This is a genomic window from Teichococcus aestuarii, assembly GCF_042651065.1.
Lineage (GTDB): Bacteria > Pseudomonadota > Alphaproteobacteria > Acetobacterales > Acetobacteraceae > Pseudoroseomonas > Pseudoroseomonas aestuarii.
Genome location: NZ_JBHSCH010000089.1, coordinates 1 through 15071 on the forward strand (window position 1 = coordinate 1; position 15071 = coordinate 15071).

General features: G+C 69.1%; 19 protein-coding genes and 1 pseudogene. 4 read left to right on the forward strand and 16 right to left on the reverse strand.

The features are described from left to right. Window positions 1-611 precede the first annotated feature (611 nt). From ACFOY6_RS21785 to tnpA, 14 genes are all read right to left on the reverse strand, one after another. Entirely contained in the window at window positions 612-1031 is a 420-nt protein-coding gene (locus tag ACFOY6_RS21785) for a hypothetical protein (RefSeq protein WP_146202014.1), read from the reverse strand. A gap of 202 nt (window positions 1032-1233) precedes the next feature. Further along, a complete protein-coding gene (locus tag ACFOY6_RS21790; protein WP_379639148.1) occupies window positions 1234-1956 on the reverse strand; it encodes a TVP38/TMEM64 family protein in 723 nt (240 codons plus the stop codon). Continuing rightward, window positions 1953-3413 carry a dihydrolipoyl dehydrogenase family protein gene (locus ACFOY6_RS21795; RefSeq protein ID WP_379652228.1) on the reverse strand — a complete coding sequence of 487 codons (1461 nt, stop codon included), beginning with the start codon at window positions 3411-3413 and terminating at the stop codon, window positions 1953-1955. Before ACFOY6_RS21795 ends, ACFOY6_RS21790 begins: the two co-directional genes overlap by 4 nt. Window positions 3414-3466: 53 nt before the next feature. Further along, complete coding sequence (locus tag ACFOY6_RS21800; RefSeq protein WP_379652229.1) at window positions 3467-4129, reverse strand: NrsF family protein; 663 nt, start codon at window positions 4127-4129, stop codon at window positions 3467-3469. 6 nt (window positions 4130-4135) lie between these two features. Continuing rightward, window positions 4136-4747, reverse strand: coding sequence for an RNA polymerase sigma factor (locus ACFOY6_RS21805; protein WP_379639159.1), 612 nt, complete (start codon window positions 4745-4747; stop codon window positions 4136-4138). Window positions 4748-5080: 333 nt separating this feature from the next. Further along, the gene (locus ACFOY6_RS21810; protein ID WP_379652230.1) at window positions 5081-5794 is read right to left on the reverse strand and encodes a glycosyltransferase; all 714 of its coding nucleotides are present in this window, start codon (window positions 5792-5794) and stop codon (window positions 5081-5083) included. Then, window positions 5791-6918, reverse strand: a complete 1128-nt coding sequence (locus ACFOY6_RS21815; protein WP_379639168.1) for an FAD-dependent oxidoreductase — start codon at window positions 6916-6918, stop codon at window positions 5791-5793. The genes ACFOY6_RS21810 and ACFOY6_RS21815 overlap by 4 nt, the downstream gene beginning before the upstream one ends. A gap of 17 nt (window positions 6919-6935) precedes the next feature. After that, on the reverse strand, window positions 6936-7454 hold the full coding sequence (locus ACFOY6_RS21820) for a redoxin domain-containing protein (RefSeq protein WP_379639173.1): 519 nt from the start codon (window positions 7452-7454) through the stop codon (window positions 6936-6938). Between the two features lie 14 nt (window positions 7455-7468). After that, window positions 7469-7690: a hypothetical protein gene (locus tag ACFOY6_RS21825; RefSeq protein WP_379639177.1), complete on the reverse strand. Its 222-nt coding sequence runs from the start codon at window positions 7688-7690 to the stop codon at window positions 7469-7471. Between the two features lie 34 nt (window positions 7691-7724). Beyond that, window positions 7725-8666, reverse strand: coding sequence for a radical SAM protein (locus ACFOY6_RS21830; protein WP_379652231.1), 942 nt, complete (start codon window positions 8664-8666; stop codon window positions 7725-7727). Next, window positions 8666-9364, reverse strand: coding sequence for a DUF2064 domain-containing protein (locus ACFOY6_RS21835; RefSeq protein ID WP_379652232.1), 699 nt, complete (start codon window positions 9362-9364; stop codon window positions 8666-8668). Before ACFOY6_RS21835 ends, ACFOY6_RS21830 begins: the two co-directional genes overlap by 1 nt. Before the next feature lie 80 nt (window positions 9365-9444). Next, window positions 9445-11025 (reverse strand): IS66 family transposase, encoded by a 1581-nt coding sequence (tnpC, locus tag ACFOY6_RS21840; RefSeq protein ID WP_379652235.1) that lies wholly within the window; start codon window positions 11023-11025, stop codon window positions 9445-9447. A gap of 13 nt (window positions 11026-11038) precedes the next feature. Next, window positions 11039-11395: an IS66 family insertion sequence element accessory protein TnpB gene (tnpB, locus tag ACFOY6_RS21845; protein WP_379652233.1), complete on the reverse strand. Its 357-nt coding sequence runs from the start codon at window positions 11393-11395 to the stop codon at window positions 11039-11041. Then, entirely contained in the window at window positions 11392-11772 is a 381-nt protein-coding gene (gene tnpA, locus ACFOY6_RS21850; RefSeq protein WP_379639189.1) for an IS66-like element accessory protein TnpA, read from the reverse strand. The genes tnpB and tnpA overlap by 4 nt, the downstream gene beginning before the upstream one ends. A gap of 379 nt (window positions 11773-12151) precedes the next feature. Here tnpA and ACFOY6_RS21855 point away from each other — a divergent pair, with 379 nt between their 5' ends. From ACFOY6_RS21855 to ACFOY6_RS21865, 3 genes are all read left to right on the forward strand, one after another. Next, on the forward strand, window positions 12152-12367 hold the full coding sequence (locus ACFOY6_RS21855; protein ID WP_379639196.1) for an IS66 family transposase: 216 nt from the start codon (window positions 12152-12154) through the stop codon (window positions 12365-12367). Continuing rightward, window positions 12282-12641, forward strand: a complete 360-nt coding sequence (locus tag ACFOY6_RS21860; protein WP_379639199.1) for a transposase domain-containing protein — start codon at window positions 12282-12284, stop codon at window positions 12639-12641. The genes ACFOY6_RS21855 and ACFOY6_RS21860 overlap by 86 nt, the downstream gene beginning before the upstream one ends. 276 nt (window positions 12642-12917) lie before the next feature. Beyond that, window positions 12918-13106 (forward strand): CsbD family protein, encoded by a 189-nt coding sequence (locus ACFOY6_RS21865; protein ID WP_109519192.1) that lies wholly within the window; start codon window positions 12918-12920, stop codon window positions 13104-13106. 775 nt (window positions 13107-13881) lie between these two features. Here ACFOY6_RS21865 and ACFOY6_RS21870 read toward each other — a convergent pair. Next, window positions 13882-14055 (reverse strand): annotated as a pseudogene (locus ACFOY6_RS21870) (transposase); the annotation flags it as partial. 132 nt (window positions 14056-14187) lie between these two features. Between ACFOY6_RS21870 and ACFOY6_RS21875 the strand changes: the two are divergent. Then, window positions 14188-14670 (forward strand): CreA family protein, encoded by a 483-nt coding sequence (locus ACFOY6_RS21875; RefSeq protein WP_109519176.1) that lies wholly within the window; start codon window positions 14188-14190, stop codon window positions 14668-14670. A gap of 23 nt (window positions 14671-14693) precedes the next feature. On the opposite strand, the gene ACFOY6_RS21880 is transcribed toward ACFOY6_RS21875, so the two are convergent. Then, on the reverse strand, window positions 14694-14891 hold the full coding sequence (locus tag ACFOY6_RS21880) for a hypothetical protein (RefSeq protein ID WP_379652234.1): 198 nt from the start codon (window positions 14889-14891) through the stop codon (window positions 14694-14696). Window positions 14892-15071: the final 180 nt, after the last annotated feature.

The window sequence follows — 15071 nt, forward strand, 5'->3', positions numbered from 1 at the left end:
CCGGTTTGTGCTGCTTCCTCGCCATCTCAACCTCCTCCCCTCCGCGTCCCGCTAATCTCACATCAGCGGCGGTACACTTTTAAGGGGGCAGGTCAAAGACACCCGCAATCACAAGACATATCAGTCGCGTTCGCAGCGTTAGCCGACGCATACCCGCCACCGAAATATTTGCATAACTTGGGGTTCACCTTACGGACGCCCGTACAACGTCCGGCGCCTCCCTTTAATATCGTACCTTCTCGTTCAAATTGTTCTCACTTTTCAATGAAAAGAGTAACTGGCTATTTTTGATGCAAGAGGCCCATATCGATTTCTGGTGCCGCACATGACATGCAAGTTTGCGCTATTTGCATCCGGCAGGAGATTCTTCGCAGAGCTGACCAACCGCAGTTTAAAGACGCGGGCACAAAGCGTTAGCTGGCTCCATTAGTGCCGTCGCGAGATGCTATGCCACGTTCTGGAAAACGTGGCGACCGGGGTGGCCATTCAGACGAGTATGGCCGCGCTGATCATTGTGCCTGATAAGCAGTGAGCAGATCCCATTATGGCCTGTTGAGGACCCTGCCGTGCTGACACACGCCGATGGAGAAACGCCGACAGTTGGCGCTGCTTCAGCGGCAGCTTTCTCCTTGGCGACGGAAATCCAGCACTCGGTCGTCGCGAACTTCGAACGTGACAATACACGGAGCCGCCTCATAGCCAGAACCACCAAGCGGAATGCCAATCCCAATCCCAGTGCCGATACCGCCACCACGTCCGTAACGGCCACCGCCGAAGCTTCCTGCACCAAGGCCGAAGCTGAAACCTGAGGATGCAGGAACAGCCTTGCTGCCAAAGTCATACTCCAGGAAGCGCCGGCCCTCTGTCTCATAGACACGCTGGGGCACGCCCAGCCCCTCAACCAAGCGCACTTCCGGTTGGCCAACATAGGTGGACATAGTCTGGTCGAACCCCGCAGGACCGTGGCCTGCGCAGGAAGCCAGGAGCGTTAGACCAAGGAAAAGGATGCTACGGGCGAGGAGCTGTCGCATGATCCTGGATCCTCCGGTCAGCGGAGCAACGTGTGACCACCACAGGCGGTTGCCAGGGGTTATCGCGTGAGATTTGAGCGACTGCACTCCTATTTGTCCTGTTGGCCTTAAACCGGAAAACCGGCCCGGTCCTTGCGGGAGTTTTCCGGCTTATGGCCAATCCTCCCCAACGGATCGCGCCTTGCCAGGTTGACGATGCCTCTCAGCTCTGTCCACGCGACAGTCGTGCCTTCAGCGGGATGCCCAGCAGCGACAGCGCGGCCAGGCCCAGCAGCGCGCCCACCACGCGCGGCGTCAGCACGCCGGAGATCTCTGGCGTGCCGCCTGCGGCCAGCACCTCGCCGAGCCCAGCGCCAGCGAGGCTGAACACCGCCGTGCCGGGCAGGATGCCCAGCAGCGTCGTAGCCACGAAGACCGGCAGCCTGACGCCCACGAAGGCCGGCACCAGGTTGACCAGGAAGAAGGGAAAGACCGGCGCCAGCCGCAGCATCAGCAGGTAGGAGGCGGCATTGCCGCGCATGTTCTCGCCCAGTTGCCGCGCCCGCTCACCCAGCCGGTCCAGAGCGTTGGCGCCGAACAGGCGCCGCGCCATCAGGAACAGCAGCGTGGCGCCCGCTGTGGCGCCCACCAACGTCAGCCCCGTTCCGGCCACGGCACCGAACAGGAAGCCGCCCGCCAGGGTCAGCACCGTGGCACCGGGCAGCGACAAGGCCGCGACGCCGACATAGACTGCGAGGTAGCCCAGCGCCGCCAGCACAGCGTGCTCCGCCACCAGCCGCGCCAGCGCCTCCTGATGCCGCGACAGGGTATCGAGGGAGAACACCTCGCCCAAGCCGCTGAAGCGCAGGGCCAGGAAGGCGGCGAAGAGGCCGAGGCCGATCCACAGCCGGCGGTTGCCCCGCAGCCGCGCCGCGCGGCCGCTCACGGCAGCCACCGCTGCACCAGCCCGACAAGGCGCCGCGCCCGTTCGCCGTAGAGCCGCGGCGTGTAGTGGCCGCCTGCCGCGCGCTTCGAGATCTCGCCCATGGTCGGGTAGGGCGGCAGCGAGGCGGCGATGGCGCCGATGCCGAGGCGCTTCTGGATCGCCAGCCCCCAGAGCGCGATCATCTCGCCCGCGCGCGGCGCCACGATGGTAACGCCGAGCACGCGGCCGCGCCGCCCCAGCACAGCCTTGATGAGGCCCTCCGTCGTCCGCTCCGCCTGGGCGCGGTCGTTGCCGGCGAGCGGCTCGGCGAGCACCGTCACGGCGTGACCGGCATCGCGCGCGGCGGCCTCGGTCAGGCCGACATGGGCCAGTTCCGGATCGGCATAGGTGACCCAGGGCAGGGCGGCGTAGTCTACCCTGGCCGGCAGGCCGAACAGCGCACGGCGGATGACGATGCCCGCGTGGTAGCCCGCGACATGAGTGAACTGTGGCCCGCCCGCTACGTCGCCGATGGCGAAGACGCGGCGGTTGCCGGTGCGCAGCCCCGCATCTACCATGATGCCGCGCTCATGCGTGGCGATGCCTGCCGTCTCCAGCCCCAGCCCCGCGGTGTTGGCGCGACGTCCGGCGGCGACCAGCAGGTGGGTGGCCTCCACCGCCCCCGCGCCCTCCAGCCACAGCCGCACGCCACCCGTGTGGTGCTCCACCGATGTGGCCCGCGCGTGCTCCAGCAGCGCGACCCCCTCTCGCCGCAGCGCGGCGCGCAGGATGGCCACGGCCTCCGGCTCGTCCCTCGGCAGGATGGTGCCATGCTGCACCAGCGTCACCGCGCTGCCGAGGCGGCGGAACGCCACCGCCATCTCCACTCCGATCGGCCCGCCGCCGAGGATGGCGAGGTGGCTGGGAATCTCGGCGAGGCCGAAGATGGTCTCGTTGGTCAGCACCGGCCCATCGGTCAGGCCGGGGATGGGAGGCATGGCAGCGGAGGAGCCGGTGGCCACCACAAAGCGCCGTGCCCTTACGCGGGTGCCGCCCGCCTCCACCTCGTCAGGCCCGGTGAAGCGGCCAGCGGCGCGCAGCACGGTGACGCCGAGCCCCTCGAACCGCTTCACCGAGTCATGCGGCGCGATGGCAGTGATTACGCCATGCACATGCGCGTGCAGGCGGGCGGCATCCACCACCGGCTCGTGCGGTCGTATCCCGAAGCGGCCAGCCTCGCGCATGGCCTGCGCCGCATGGGCGGCAGCGAGCAGCGACTTGGAGGGCACGCAGCCGGTGTTGAGGCAGTCGCCGCCCATCAGGTTTGGCTCCACCAGCACCACGGCGGCGCCCATCTGCGCCGCGCCCGCCGCGACGGACAGCCCGGCCGAGCCGGCGCCCAGCACGCAAAGATCTGTATGCAGCACGCCGCCTCGGCTCTCCGGGCGGCGGCCGCGGCTGGCCTGGGGATCATCCATGGTGGTTCTTCCGTGCTGGTCCGCCTGCCTCTTCGGTGCCGCCGGCGCGCGGGTTACAGGCGCGGCGCGGCGGCGCCCAGGCGGCGCAGCAGCCACGGCCCGCAGTTCCACGCCACGGCGGTGACGCAGAGCACCGCGACCCCGTGCCAAGCCAACACCATCAGCGCGGCGTCGAGGTGGTGGACGCAGCTCAGCCCCACGCTGGCCAGCGCGGCGGCGGACAGGCCGCCCAGCGCCACAACGGGTCCCGGCCGCAACGCAGCCGCGTGTCGCGCCATGAAGGCGATGCCGGCCGTGAGCGGCAGGCCAAGCGCGGTGATGAAGCCGAAGCAGGCGAAGCTGGCGCCGAGCTGCAGGGCCGCCGGCCCGATCCGCGCGAGGTCCGCCAGGCACCCCCAGCCCATGCCCGTCAGCCACAGCAGGACGGCCGGCAGCGGCAGCAGCCCCCAGCGCCCGTCGCGGTCGGGTAGGGCGAGTTGGAAGGCCGAGAAGCCCGCCAGCAGCCCGGTGGCCACCGCCGCCAGCAGCGGCAGGGCGCGGTCGGGCGCGGCAAGGTGCGCCATTAGGTCCTCGCGCGGGCCCATGAGCAGCACCGCCGTGCCCACCACGCAGGCAGCCAGCGCGACCCAGGCCGCGGTGAGAGCCAACGGGCCGGGCAGGCGCCGCACCGGCCGCAAATCCCTTGCCAGTCTGGAGATCAGCTCCTCGCTGCGCATCGCTCGTCAATCCTCCCCGCTCAGGCGCCGCCGCAGGGCATGTAGGGCGCGATGGGTCGCGACCTTCAGCGCCCCGACCGACATGCCGGAGCGGCGGCTCGCCTCGGCCAGCGAAAGCTCCTCAATTTTCGTTAGCATCACGGCCGTGTGCTGGGCCGGCGGCAGGCCCTGGGCAGCCTCGCGCAGCCGCGCGGTGTCCTGCCGGTCGGCCAGCGTTTGCTCCGCGCCCGGGCCGGGCTCGCGCGGTTCCTCCGCCTCCTCCACCGGAGGGGTAAGCCCGCCCTGGCGCGCCAGCCTGCGGAGCCGGTCGGCCACCCGCCGCTCCGCGATCGCCATCAGCCAGGGGCGGAAGGGGCGCGCGGGGTCGTAGGTGTGGCGGACCCGGTGCAGGCTGAGCAGCGTGTCCTGGACCGCGTCCTCCGCCTCGGCCGGCTCGCGCAGGCGGGCGCGGCAGACGGCGCGCAGCAGCGGCAGGCATTCGCGCAGCAGCGCCTCATAGGCGCGCGCATCGCCCGCCTGCGCCCGCGCCATCAGCGCCGCCCAATGCGGGTGGCGGTCCTGCGCCCTGGCCCGCGCCCCGCTCAACAGGCCAAGGCCCGCGCAGGATGGGATGGCCATGGCGCCCGACATTCGATCCCCGCTGCCGCGCGGCGCGCCGCCACAGGCGCTCCGGATGGTCCCATGAACGGGTTCTCCTGCCTGTTCGCCATGCCGGGAGGCGAGGTTACCTGGCGTCGGGCGCGGCACCCCGGAAATTGTGCCTGCTCACGCCGTGGCAAGCAGCCCGACGAGGATTGGCATTGCGAGACGGCGGTGCCAGGGACGGGCTCGCACAAGGCGTGGGTGCCTAGAGCCTTTTCCGTTCGTACTGGCTCACGGAAAAGGCTCTAGATCATTATTTTTACGAGCATTCTCACGCGATCAGGCGAAGCAGCCTGCTCGCGATCTGCTCTAGCGGCGCGGCGGCGCGGCGGCACGGGCGGCGCGCAGGCGGCGCCACGCCCCCCAGGCCTGGAGGGCGGTGAGGCGCCAGTGCAGCCAGGTCGTGCCGAGCCAGCCTCGGCAGGCATATTTACGGGCCGAGGTGGAGAGCGCTGCCCCCACCGGCCGCACCGGCAGCCGCGCCGTGTGGGCGGCCCAGACCAGCAGATGGTCCTCGCCATAGGGCGCCGCCTCGTCATAGCCGCCGAGGGCGCGGAAGCTGTCTGCCGGCAGCACGAGCCCCTGGTCGCCAAAGGGCAGGCCGAGACAGGCGGAGCGGCAGTTGGCGCCCCAGGCATTCAGCTGCGTGGGCCAGGGGCCGTCGGCGCGGAAGCGCAGCGCGAACCAGCCCAGCGCCGGGGCGCCGCGCGCCGTGAAGCGCAGCAGCGCCGGCAGCGTGCCAGGCAGCAGGCGGCTGTCCGCGTGCAGGAACCAAAGCCATTCGCCGCCCGCCAGGAGGGCGCCGGCGTTCATCTGCCGTGCCCGCCCGGCCGGGGCCTCGGCATGGCGCAGCAGCAGGTGAGGCGGCCAGGGGCCAGGATCGGGCGGCGCCTGCCCGGCGGCGCGCACAAGGATCACCTCCTGCCCCGGCGGCAGGGCATGCAGGGCAGCAAGCAGCCCGCCATGCTCCGCCTCTCGCGGCGCCAGGGGGATGACCACGGAGAGATGCGGGGCCTCCGTCACGGCTGCGCCTCCCCGGCGGCGCGCATGCGGCGGACGAAGCCAAGATCGAGCCGCCGCTTCAGCCACAGCGCGGCGCGCCCATGCCACCAGAGCCGCCCGCGCGCGGCCAGCCCGGTGCCATCGCCGAGGTCGAGAATGGCCAGCCAGCGCCGCTGCGGCCGAAAGGCGGCGGGTTTCCCACCGGCGGCATGAACGGCAAGGTTGTGGTGCAGCACCGGTGCGGCGCGCACGCCGAACACGCCCACCATGGGCCGTGGATGGCCCTCGACCACGGCGCAGTCCCCCGCCGCGAAGATGGCAGGGTCGGCCACGGAATGCAGGGCGGAGGTCAGGCGCAGCCGGCCGCGCGCATCCACCGGCAGGCCGAGCTCCGCCACCAGCGCGTGCGCGCGCAGCCCGGTAGCCAGCACCAGCATGTCGCAGGGCAGGTCGGTGCCGTCCTCCAGCACGCAGGCGCCGGGCCTGCGGGCCACGGCACGGCCTTCCACCAGGGCGATGCCCTGCCCGGCGAGGTTCCGGCGCAGCGTCCGCAGCGCGGCGGGCGGCGCCCAGCCATCCTTGCCACCGGGGGCGGGTCCAAGCAGCGCCACGCGCGGCGCCACCCCGTGCCGCCGGGCCAGCGCGGCGAGCGAGGCCGCGACCTCGTGCGCCGAGGCGCCGCCGCCGGCCACCACCAGGGCAGGGCAGCGTTCCCGGGCCTCGATCTCCGCCACCAGCCGCCGCCGCAGGGTGGCGAGGCCGCCGAGCGGCTTCACCGCACAGACACCGGGCGCGTCCAGCAGCGCCGCCGGTGCCGCCGCGACGCTGCCGAGATTGAAGGAGGCAAGGTCGAAATCCATCCATCGTCCATCCGCCAGCCAGGCGCGACGGGCTGCGGTATCCACCCGCTCCAGCAGCCCGTCCAGGTGCGGCACGCCACGCGCCGCCGCCAGCGCCGCGACATCGACGGTGTTGGCGCTCTCCGGCAGGGCGCCCGCCAGCACGGCGCCGGCGAGGCCCGAATAGTGGAACCGCGCCGGGCTGATCAGCACGGGGGCGAGGCCCGCCGCACGCAGCGCGGCCGCGCGGTGCAGCAGGTGCAGATGGACGTGCCCCGCCCCCGCCAGGAGCAGCCGCGCCGGCATCGGCTGGCCGCGCCGCCTCAGGCGGTGCCGCGCACGGGGTAGTCCTTGGCCTGGATGAAGCGCAGCCCCTTCAGCAGCGCCGCGAGATCGGGCCGGGCGAAGGGGGCGTTGGAGACATCGACAATCTGCACCGTGCCGTCCGGACGGATGGCGAAGATCGCCGGCTCGGGGAAGGGCCGGTCCGTCTCCTCGGGCGAGCGGGGCGTGGAGACGTAGAGGCCGAGCTGGCGCATCTCCTCCACCGTCATGCCGTAGCCCACGGGGAAGCTCCAGCCCTGCTCCGCCGCCTTTGCCTCAGCTTTCTCCTTCGGGTCGCCCGAAACAGCGGCGACGGCGATGCCCGCCGCCCGGAACTCGCCCAGCAGCCCCTCCAGGGTGCCGAGATAGCTCTCGCAGAGCGGGCAATGGGCGCCGCGATAGACGACCAGCAGGCGCCAGCCCCGCATCCCCGCGGGGTCCAGCCGGCCGCCATCGGTCTGCGCCCAGGTCATGGACGGGAAAGCGGCGCCGGCGATGAACTGGGTGGTATCGGCCATGGCTGGTTCTCCTCTCAGCAGGGGAAGCGTCGGGGTGCTGGCCAGAGCAACGGCCGCGGCGCGCGCGGGATGCCCTGCTGGCGGCGTTCCGCCTTCGGCAGCACATCCCGCGAGGGCCAGAGGCCGCTGGCGAGCGCGTCGTGGCAGACGCGCGGCAGGCCGGCGGCGCGCGCCTCGCCTTCGAAAGGCAGCAGCCCGGCGACAGCGCGCAGCAGGGGGCGGCGATAGAGCGTCATTCGGTGCGTTTCTCTCCCGGGCCCGGGATGGAGGTCAGCGGCTGCAGGCAGCGCCGCCCAGCACACAGAAGCGCGCACAGTGCGGATGGTTCAGCGCGACGGGCCGGCTTGCCTCGGCCAGGGTTCCGCCCAGTTCGAACTGTGGGTCGTAGGCCAGCAGGGTGCAGGCCAGCACCGCCGGTCGCTCGGCGCCGCGCCGCTTCACCACCATGCGGGACGAGCTGCACATCACGCTCTGGGGCGATTTGCCCAGGATGCCCCAGCAGGCCGTGGTAATCTCCGGAACATCGGCCTCCGGATCCATCTCGGGGAAGAGCACCAGGGCGCCCGGATCCTCGGCGTCGATCGGCAGCCCCTCGGCGGCAAAGAGCGCGGCGAAGCCCCGGCGCAGCACGGCCTCCGGCTCGTGCCCGAAGGCGGCGCGGCCGGCGACACTGACGGCGAAACCCTTCTCCACCAGCCAGCGCAGCCCCACCAGGCTCTTGCCGAAGGTGCCGCTGCCACGCTCCGCATCGTGCAGGGGGGCGCCATAATGGTCCAGGCTGACCCGGACCGCCAGCTGGTCGGGATGCGCCGCGTTCAGCGCCGCCAGTGCCACCGCGTGGCGCTGCATGGGCCGCATGGCGTTGGTCAGCACCAGGGCGCGGAAGCCGCGCTCCAACACTGTCCGCAGCATCGGCAGTATGTCCGGGTTCATGAAAGGCTCGCCGCCGGTGAAGCCGATCTCCTCCACCGGCAGGTGGTCGGCGGCGATCTCATCCAAATAGGCCACAACCTCGTCCAGCCGGATATAAGCCAGCGCGTCGTTGCGCGGGCTGCTCTCGATGTAGCAGTTGGCGCAGGCGAGGTTGCACAGCGTGCCGGTGTTGATCCACAGCGTCCGCAGAGCGGAGAGCGAGACCCTCGCCCGCGCCTCTCCCTTGGCTGTCACGGCCGGATCGCGAAACTTGGGTGGCGGCGAAAGGGTGTCGGGCATCATGATGCCTGATCCTCCAGGTACGTGACGACAGCCTGCCGCGGAAGCGCCTCGATCCAGGCACGAAGGCGCACCTGTTCCGGTAAGGGTTGCGGAAGGGCCGCAAGGGCGGTGGCCAGGGGGGCGAGGTCGCCTGCCTCGTCCACGTCCCGCAGGGTGGGTAGGAAGCCGGTGCCGCCGATCGGGACGAGGGCGGCAAGCAGGCGCTCCGCCGTGTCCGGTTGCGAATAGGGAACGGCCATCCATACCTCCGCAGGGATGGGCAAGCGCCCGCCGAACAGCCAGAAGCCGCCATCCTCCGCGCGGCCCATGACAAAGGGATGTGGCCCGGTCTCCAGTGCGCGCGCCGCCGCGAGCAGCTTGGCCGGGCTGATCTGCGGCGCGTCGCAACCGAGCAACAGGACGCGCCCGTGGCGCTCCTGCAGGGCGGCGTAGATGGTGTGGAGCTTCCGCCCCAGCCCGCCTTCCCCCTGCCAGAGGGTGGGATGGCCCTGCCAGTCTGTGTGGCCGAGCCCATCTTGTTCCGCCACGGCCCAGTAGCCGTGCAGAAGCGGCGCGCAGGCGGTGACCACCGAGCCGCAGGCCCAGGCGGAAAGTCGATGGAAAACGGTGGCAGTGTCAGGGCCGATAGCGGCAGCCAGCCGGGTCTTGACCGGGCTGAGCGCGGCCGTCTTGGCGAAGATCGCGACCGCTGTCATCGATAGCTATCCCCTATGCCGCCGGGAGGCTGAAAGCCTGGTTGCATGTCCTGTTCGTCCGTAAGCGTTGTCTGTAGGCCCTACGCGGCGGCACTTGACGTTTGCTCACCGACGCTGGCCCAGCACCATGGCATGAGTTCGTCGATGCGGCTGCTGGGCCAGCCGTTGACGAGCCGGGTCAGCAGGTCGGTGAAGTAGCGCTGCGGATCGACGCCGTTCAGCTTGCAGGTCTCCACCAGCGAGGCGATGGCGGCCCAGCGGGCGCCACCATCGTCGCCGCTGGCAAACAGCGCGTTCTTGCGGCTGAGGCAGATGGGACGGATTGTCCGCTCCACGGTGTTGTTGTCAACCTCGATGCGGCCATCGTCGAGGAACCGCTCCAGTCCCTGCCGGTGGTTCATCGCATAGCGGATCGCCTCCGCCGTCGGACTGCTCCGCGGCAGGCGGGCGAGCTGGGCTTCGAGCCAGGTGAACAGCTCCGCCACCAGGGGCCGACTGCGGGCCTGGCGCACCGCCAGGCGTTCCATGGCAGGACGGCCGCGGATTTCTGCCTCGATGGTGTAGAGGGCGGCGATCCGCTGCAAGGCTTCGCTGGCGATCGGCGCCGCGCCACCCTTGACCAGGTCAAAAAACCCGCGCCGCACATGCGCCCAGCAGAACGCCAGCGTCACGTCCCCGGCCAGCGCCTTGTAGGCGGCGTAGCCGTCGCACTGGACGATGCCGCGGTAGCCCGCCAGCAGCGCCCTGGCGTGCTCCTGCCCGCGGCCGGGCGCGTAGCGGAACACCACCGCCGGGGGATCGGTGCCACCCCAGGGCCGGTCGTCGCGCGCCAGTGCCCAAGCGTACCCCTTCTTCACCTTGCCACGTCCCGGATCGAGCACCGGCAGCGTGGTCTCATCAGCAAACAGCCGGGGCGAGGCGAGCAGGATCTCGCGCAGGCGCCGCACCACCGGCCGGATCTCCTGGGCGGCGGTGCCCAGCCAGTCGGCCAGCACCTCGCGTCCCAGGGTCAGCCCCTGCCGCGCCAGCATCTGCGCCTGGCGGTACAGCGGCAGGTGGTCGGCGTAGCGGGCCACCAGCACCTGGGCGACGGTGGCCTCGGTCGGCAGCCCGCCGGGTACCAGTCGCTCCGGCGCGGGCGCCTGCAGCACCACGCCGGGACAGGCGCGGCAAGCGAGCTTGGGCCGCCGGGTCACCAGCACCCGGAACCGGGCTGGCAGCACGTCGAGCCGCTCGGCGCTGTCGGCGCCGATCTCGACCAGCAGGCCAGCGCAGCAGGGGCAGGTTTCCCGCTCGGGCAGCAGCACCTGCTCGATGCGTGGCAGATGCGCTGGGAGTTGGCCACGGTTGCCGCGGCGGCGCCTGGCCTTCTGGTCCCTCAACGCCTTCGAGCGCTGGCCCGCCTCGGCCTCGCCGGTCGCCAGCGTCGCCTCGATCTCCTCGAACGCGAACAGCAGCTGGTCTTCTGGCAGCCGCTCCGACTTCTGCCCGAACTGCCGCCGCTTCAGCTTCAGCAGCAGGTGGTGCAGGTGTTCGTTTCGGACTGCCAGCGCGTCGCGCTCGGCCACGGCGGCATCGCGCTGCTCCAGCGCCGCCAGCAGCAGCGCGCGCAGCGCGGCGGGATCCTCCGGCAGGCTCGGCATGCTGTCCGTGGCGCCCATCCTGCCCATGAGTCTACGCAGGCACGCTCGGCGTGGGAATCGGTTTTGCGCTCTGCACCCGCGTCCAATCGATGCCGTCGAACAGCGCGGCGAACTCCACCGGCGTCAGCCGCACCGCGCCGTCGATAATAGGCGGCCAACGGAACGGGCCGCCCTCCAACTGCTTGCTGATCAACACCAGCCCGCTGCCGTCCCAGAGCACGATCTTGATCCGGTCGGCGCGCCTGGCCCGGAACACCAGGACCGCTCCCGAGAAGGGATCGGCACTCAGCACCTCAGCCGCCAGGGCGGCCAAGCCATGGACGCCTTTGCGGAAGTCCACCGGCTGCGCGGCCAGCAGAATCCGTGCCCCGGAGGGGAGCGCAATCACCCTTCCAACGCCGTCGCCAGCCGAGCCACCGCCACGCCGTCCACTCTCCCAAAAACCCGCAGAACCCGGCCATTGCGCAGCACGACCTCGATGCTTGCGCCTATTCCGCTCCCCGCCGGATCAGCCACTTTCTGCACCCCTGTGGCAGGAGAGGTCTCGACCAGCAGCGGTACGAAGGACGATGCCTGCCGCACCATCCGTCTTTCAGCACGGCCCTCCGCCTCCCGCCGCCATCGATGCAGCAGACTGGGCGAGATCCCATGCCGCTGCGCCACTTCCAGCACCCGTGCGCCAGGTGCCGTCGTCTCCAGGAGCAGCCGCGCCTTCATCTCCGGCGCGTAGCTCCGGCGGCGTTCGCCACGGGTGACGATCTCCACTCGCTCCATCGCCACAGTGCCCGCACCAGTGCCAGCACCTGCGCCACTCCGCATCCCTGCCATCGCCATACCTCCGCGATGACCTACCTCTCCGTCATGCCACCCTCACGCAAGAAGGGGGCTGGGACCGCGCTTACGTTCGTCCAAAGGCCGGGCTAGGTTACGCAGCACGGCACCTACAACGCCTTTTCTCATGATATGGCGAAGCGGGAGCGCTGAAATCGCCCTTTGATAGTGACGAGCGGCTATTGAAGTACAGAAATAATTGACTGCCACCGCAGACTCGAAGCTTCCGTGCGGAATCGATCGCGCCACAACGATTTGACGAAGGTATTGAACTACGCGTCCAAGCGTTGGGTCTCGTCCACCGTTGGGAGTATTGTTTCCAATTCTCTGCGATGGCCAGATCGATTCAACAAATAACGCCACCGAACGCGCGTTCCGCAGTGCAGTCCACTGTAGAAAGACTTGGCTGCTCGCAGGCAGCAACCGTGGCAGCAAGCGCCGCGATGATCTACGTGCTTATCGCCGCAGCGAAGCTGAATGGGGTGGAGCCCCGCGCTTGGCTCGCCGATGTGCTCGCCCGCATCGCTGACCATTCTGCCTCCAGGCTTGACGACCTTTTGCCCTGGAACTGCAAGCGCGCTCAAAACCTCGCATTTGACGCCGCTCAAACGCTGCCTACAACGTCCGACGACAGCGGGTCTTGCAGGGCCGGACCCCGAACCAGATCGTCGCGGAGCGCCTTGCCGCCCGACGAAAGCTCCGCAGAACCAAACCCGCCGGGCAAGCTGGGCCGCAGGACATCGCCAAGGTCTGCACCATCGTCGAAAACGCCAAGGATGTCTCACAACCAGACAGATAGGTAGTGCTGGAGATAGTAGGTACAGATACAGACCTCGCCCTGGCTGCGGACGTCCGCAGGATCCAAGATCCTCCAGCAAGCCGGCTTGATGGAATTGCGGCGAAACCATGGCGAGGCGCGGTGGTTAGCCCAGCATGCAGCCATAAAGGCTGCGCAGCGCCGATAAGGGTGCGGCAGTAGCAGCGGACTCGCTCACCTGCCAATGGGCTCCGCCTCAACGAGCTGGTGACACTACCGCCGTGCTGGCGTTTCCTGCAATCAAACCGAATTGGAGAACATCATGGTCGACAAAGACCGCGTTGAGGGCAAGGCAGAGCAGGCCAAGGGCTCGCTCAAGAAGGGAGCGGGCGAAATGATGGGCGACGAGAAGATGAAGGCCGAAGGCCAGGCCGACAAGGCGGAGGGCAAGGTGCAGGACACCTATGGCGCCGCCAAAGACAAGGCTCGCGACACTCTGAACAAGGGCTAAGCGCCGGGTGCGCTTGGCACCCGCCAGGGCGGCGCTCCGGCGGATAACCAAGCTGCACCGCTCTTGCCGTATGCTCGGCTGCAAACCAGGGCGGGCGCCTCGACCCGTCCGCAGGCTTAGGGGGATGAATCATGCCATTGCTGCTTTGGCTGCTCGGCGTGCCGGGCGTAATCGTCATCTTGCTTTGGGTGACGGGGGTCATCGGCTTCTGAAGCGCCGCAGCGGCCGGCCGGCAGCCGCCTGGCAGCTTTTCGAACCACTGTAAGGTCACGACCCGGTGCCCGGCGCCGCGTGGCGGCGCGCGGTCAGCCTCCAACAGGGAGATTGATGCCGAGCATGGTTTTGCGGCTGGATTCAGCCAGGCGCAAGGAGTTCACGACGCTGGCCGCGTTCCGCGGCTTCGCCGCGCTGCTGGTCGTCGTGTTCCACAACTCTGGCAACTTCCTACCCAACCTCGTATTCACCGATCCACATCGAGTTCTTCGAGAAGGGCTATCTCTGGGTCGGCTTCTTCTTCCTGCTGAGCGGCTTTGTGATCAGCCATGCTGATGGGCGGAAGTTCGTCGGGGGTGTGCGCTGGGAGAGCTTCAAGCAGCTCGCCTTTGCCTGGCTGGTGCGCATCTACCCACTGCAGGCCTTGGTGCTGCTCGGCTTTCTTCTGCTCGAGCTTTTCCGCGTGCCGCTCTACGACGCCGGCTACCTGCACACTGAGCCGTTCACCAAGGACATGAGCCCCTACCTGCTGGGGCTCAACCTTGTCATGCGTCAGACGATTGTCGGGAATGCTGCGCCACTTGGCGCCGTTCTGGTGCCGCCAGAGGATCGCTGAGATGGTCCGGCGCAGGTCCTTTGGTGGTGTCTTACCGTGGGGCTTGGCCTCCCCGATCAGTGGCTCGCAGATCGCCCAGGTCGCATCCGTGAAAACCTGATTGCCATTGCTCTGCACCATGCCCGGAACATGTGAACAGCCATCAAACTCTAACAGGCCTTAGCCCGCCTGCAACTGGCATGATCAGCCCCTGTTCACTCGGCACGAATCATTCCTGGCGCTGCGGCGCCAAACCCTAAGGGATTGCAAATCATGAGACACTTTTTCCTCGCCGCCGCGGCCGTACTGATCGCCGCCGCGCCCGCTGACGCCGAGCAGGTCGGTGAAATCAGCACGGACTGGACAGGTAACGACATCGTCGTCGAGGCGCTCACCGATCCCGAGGTGCAGGGAGTGACCTGCCATCTGACCTACTTCAGCCGCGGCTTCATCGACCGGGTCTCGAAGGGGAACTGGTTCGAGGATCCGTCCAATTCCTCGATCGCCTGCCGCCAGACCGGCCCCATCGTCATCGGCGAGATCGAGACGGATAAGGGCGGCGAGGAGGTGTTCAGCGAGGGGCGCAGCCTGGTGTTCAAGTCCCTCCGGGTGCGCCGCATCTATGACCGCCAGAACAACACGCTGATCTACGTGTCCTACGCACGCCAGATCAAGGACGGCAGCGCGAAGATGGCCGTCTCCACCGTGCCGCTCTTCGACCGGCAGGTTTCCTGGAGCCAGGGACGGCCAGACTGAGGCTTTGGAAGGAGGCAAAACGGTCAGCGGTCGAGTCGTTCCTCGGCGTGCCGCCCGTGGGCCTGGAGAATCTCCAGGTCCCTGGCTGAGGCGATGCTCCTCTCGTCGTCAGCAAGGACCATGGCGAGTTGCTCCAGCAGGGACCGCCGCGCATGCTCCGGCAGCGCCACGGAGCGCAGCCGCGCCATGGCGTTGGCCATCGGATTAACAGCGCCTTTCAAAACCGTTCCTGAAGCGCGTTGAGGCAGATGAGGGAGCAGGCGAGCGCGGTGGGGGCCTGGTGGATGTCGAGCCTGTGCTCGTAACGGTCGTGTCCCATCGCGTGGTGTAGGAGCGATGGTTCCGGCGGGTTGGGTAGCCGGGATCAGGCTGGCACGGCGGAGAGCCTGATGGGACCAGTA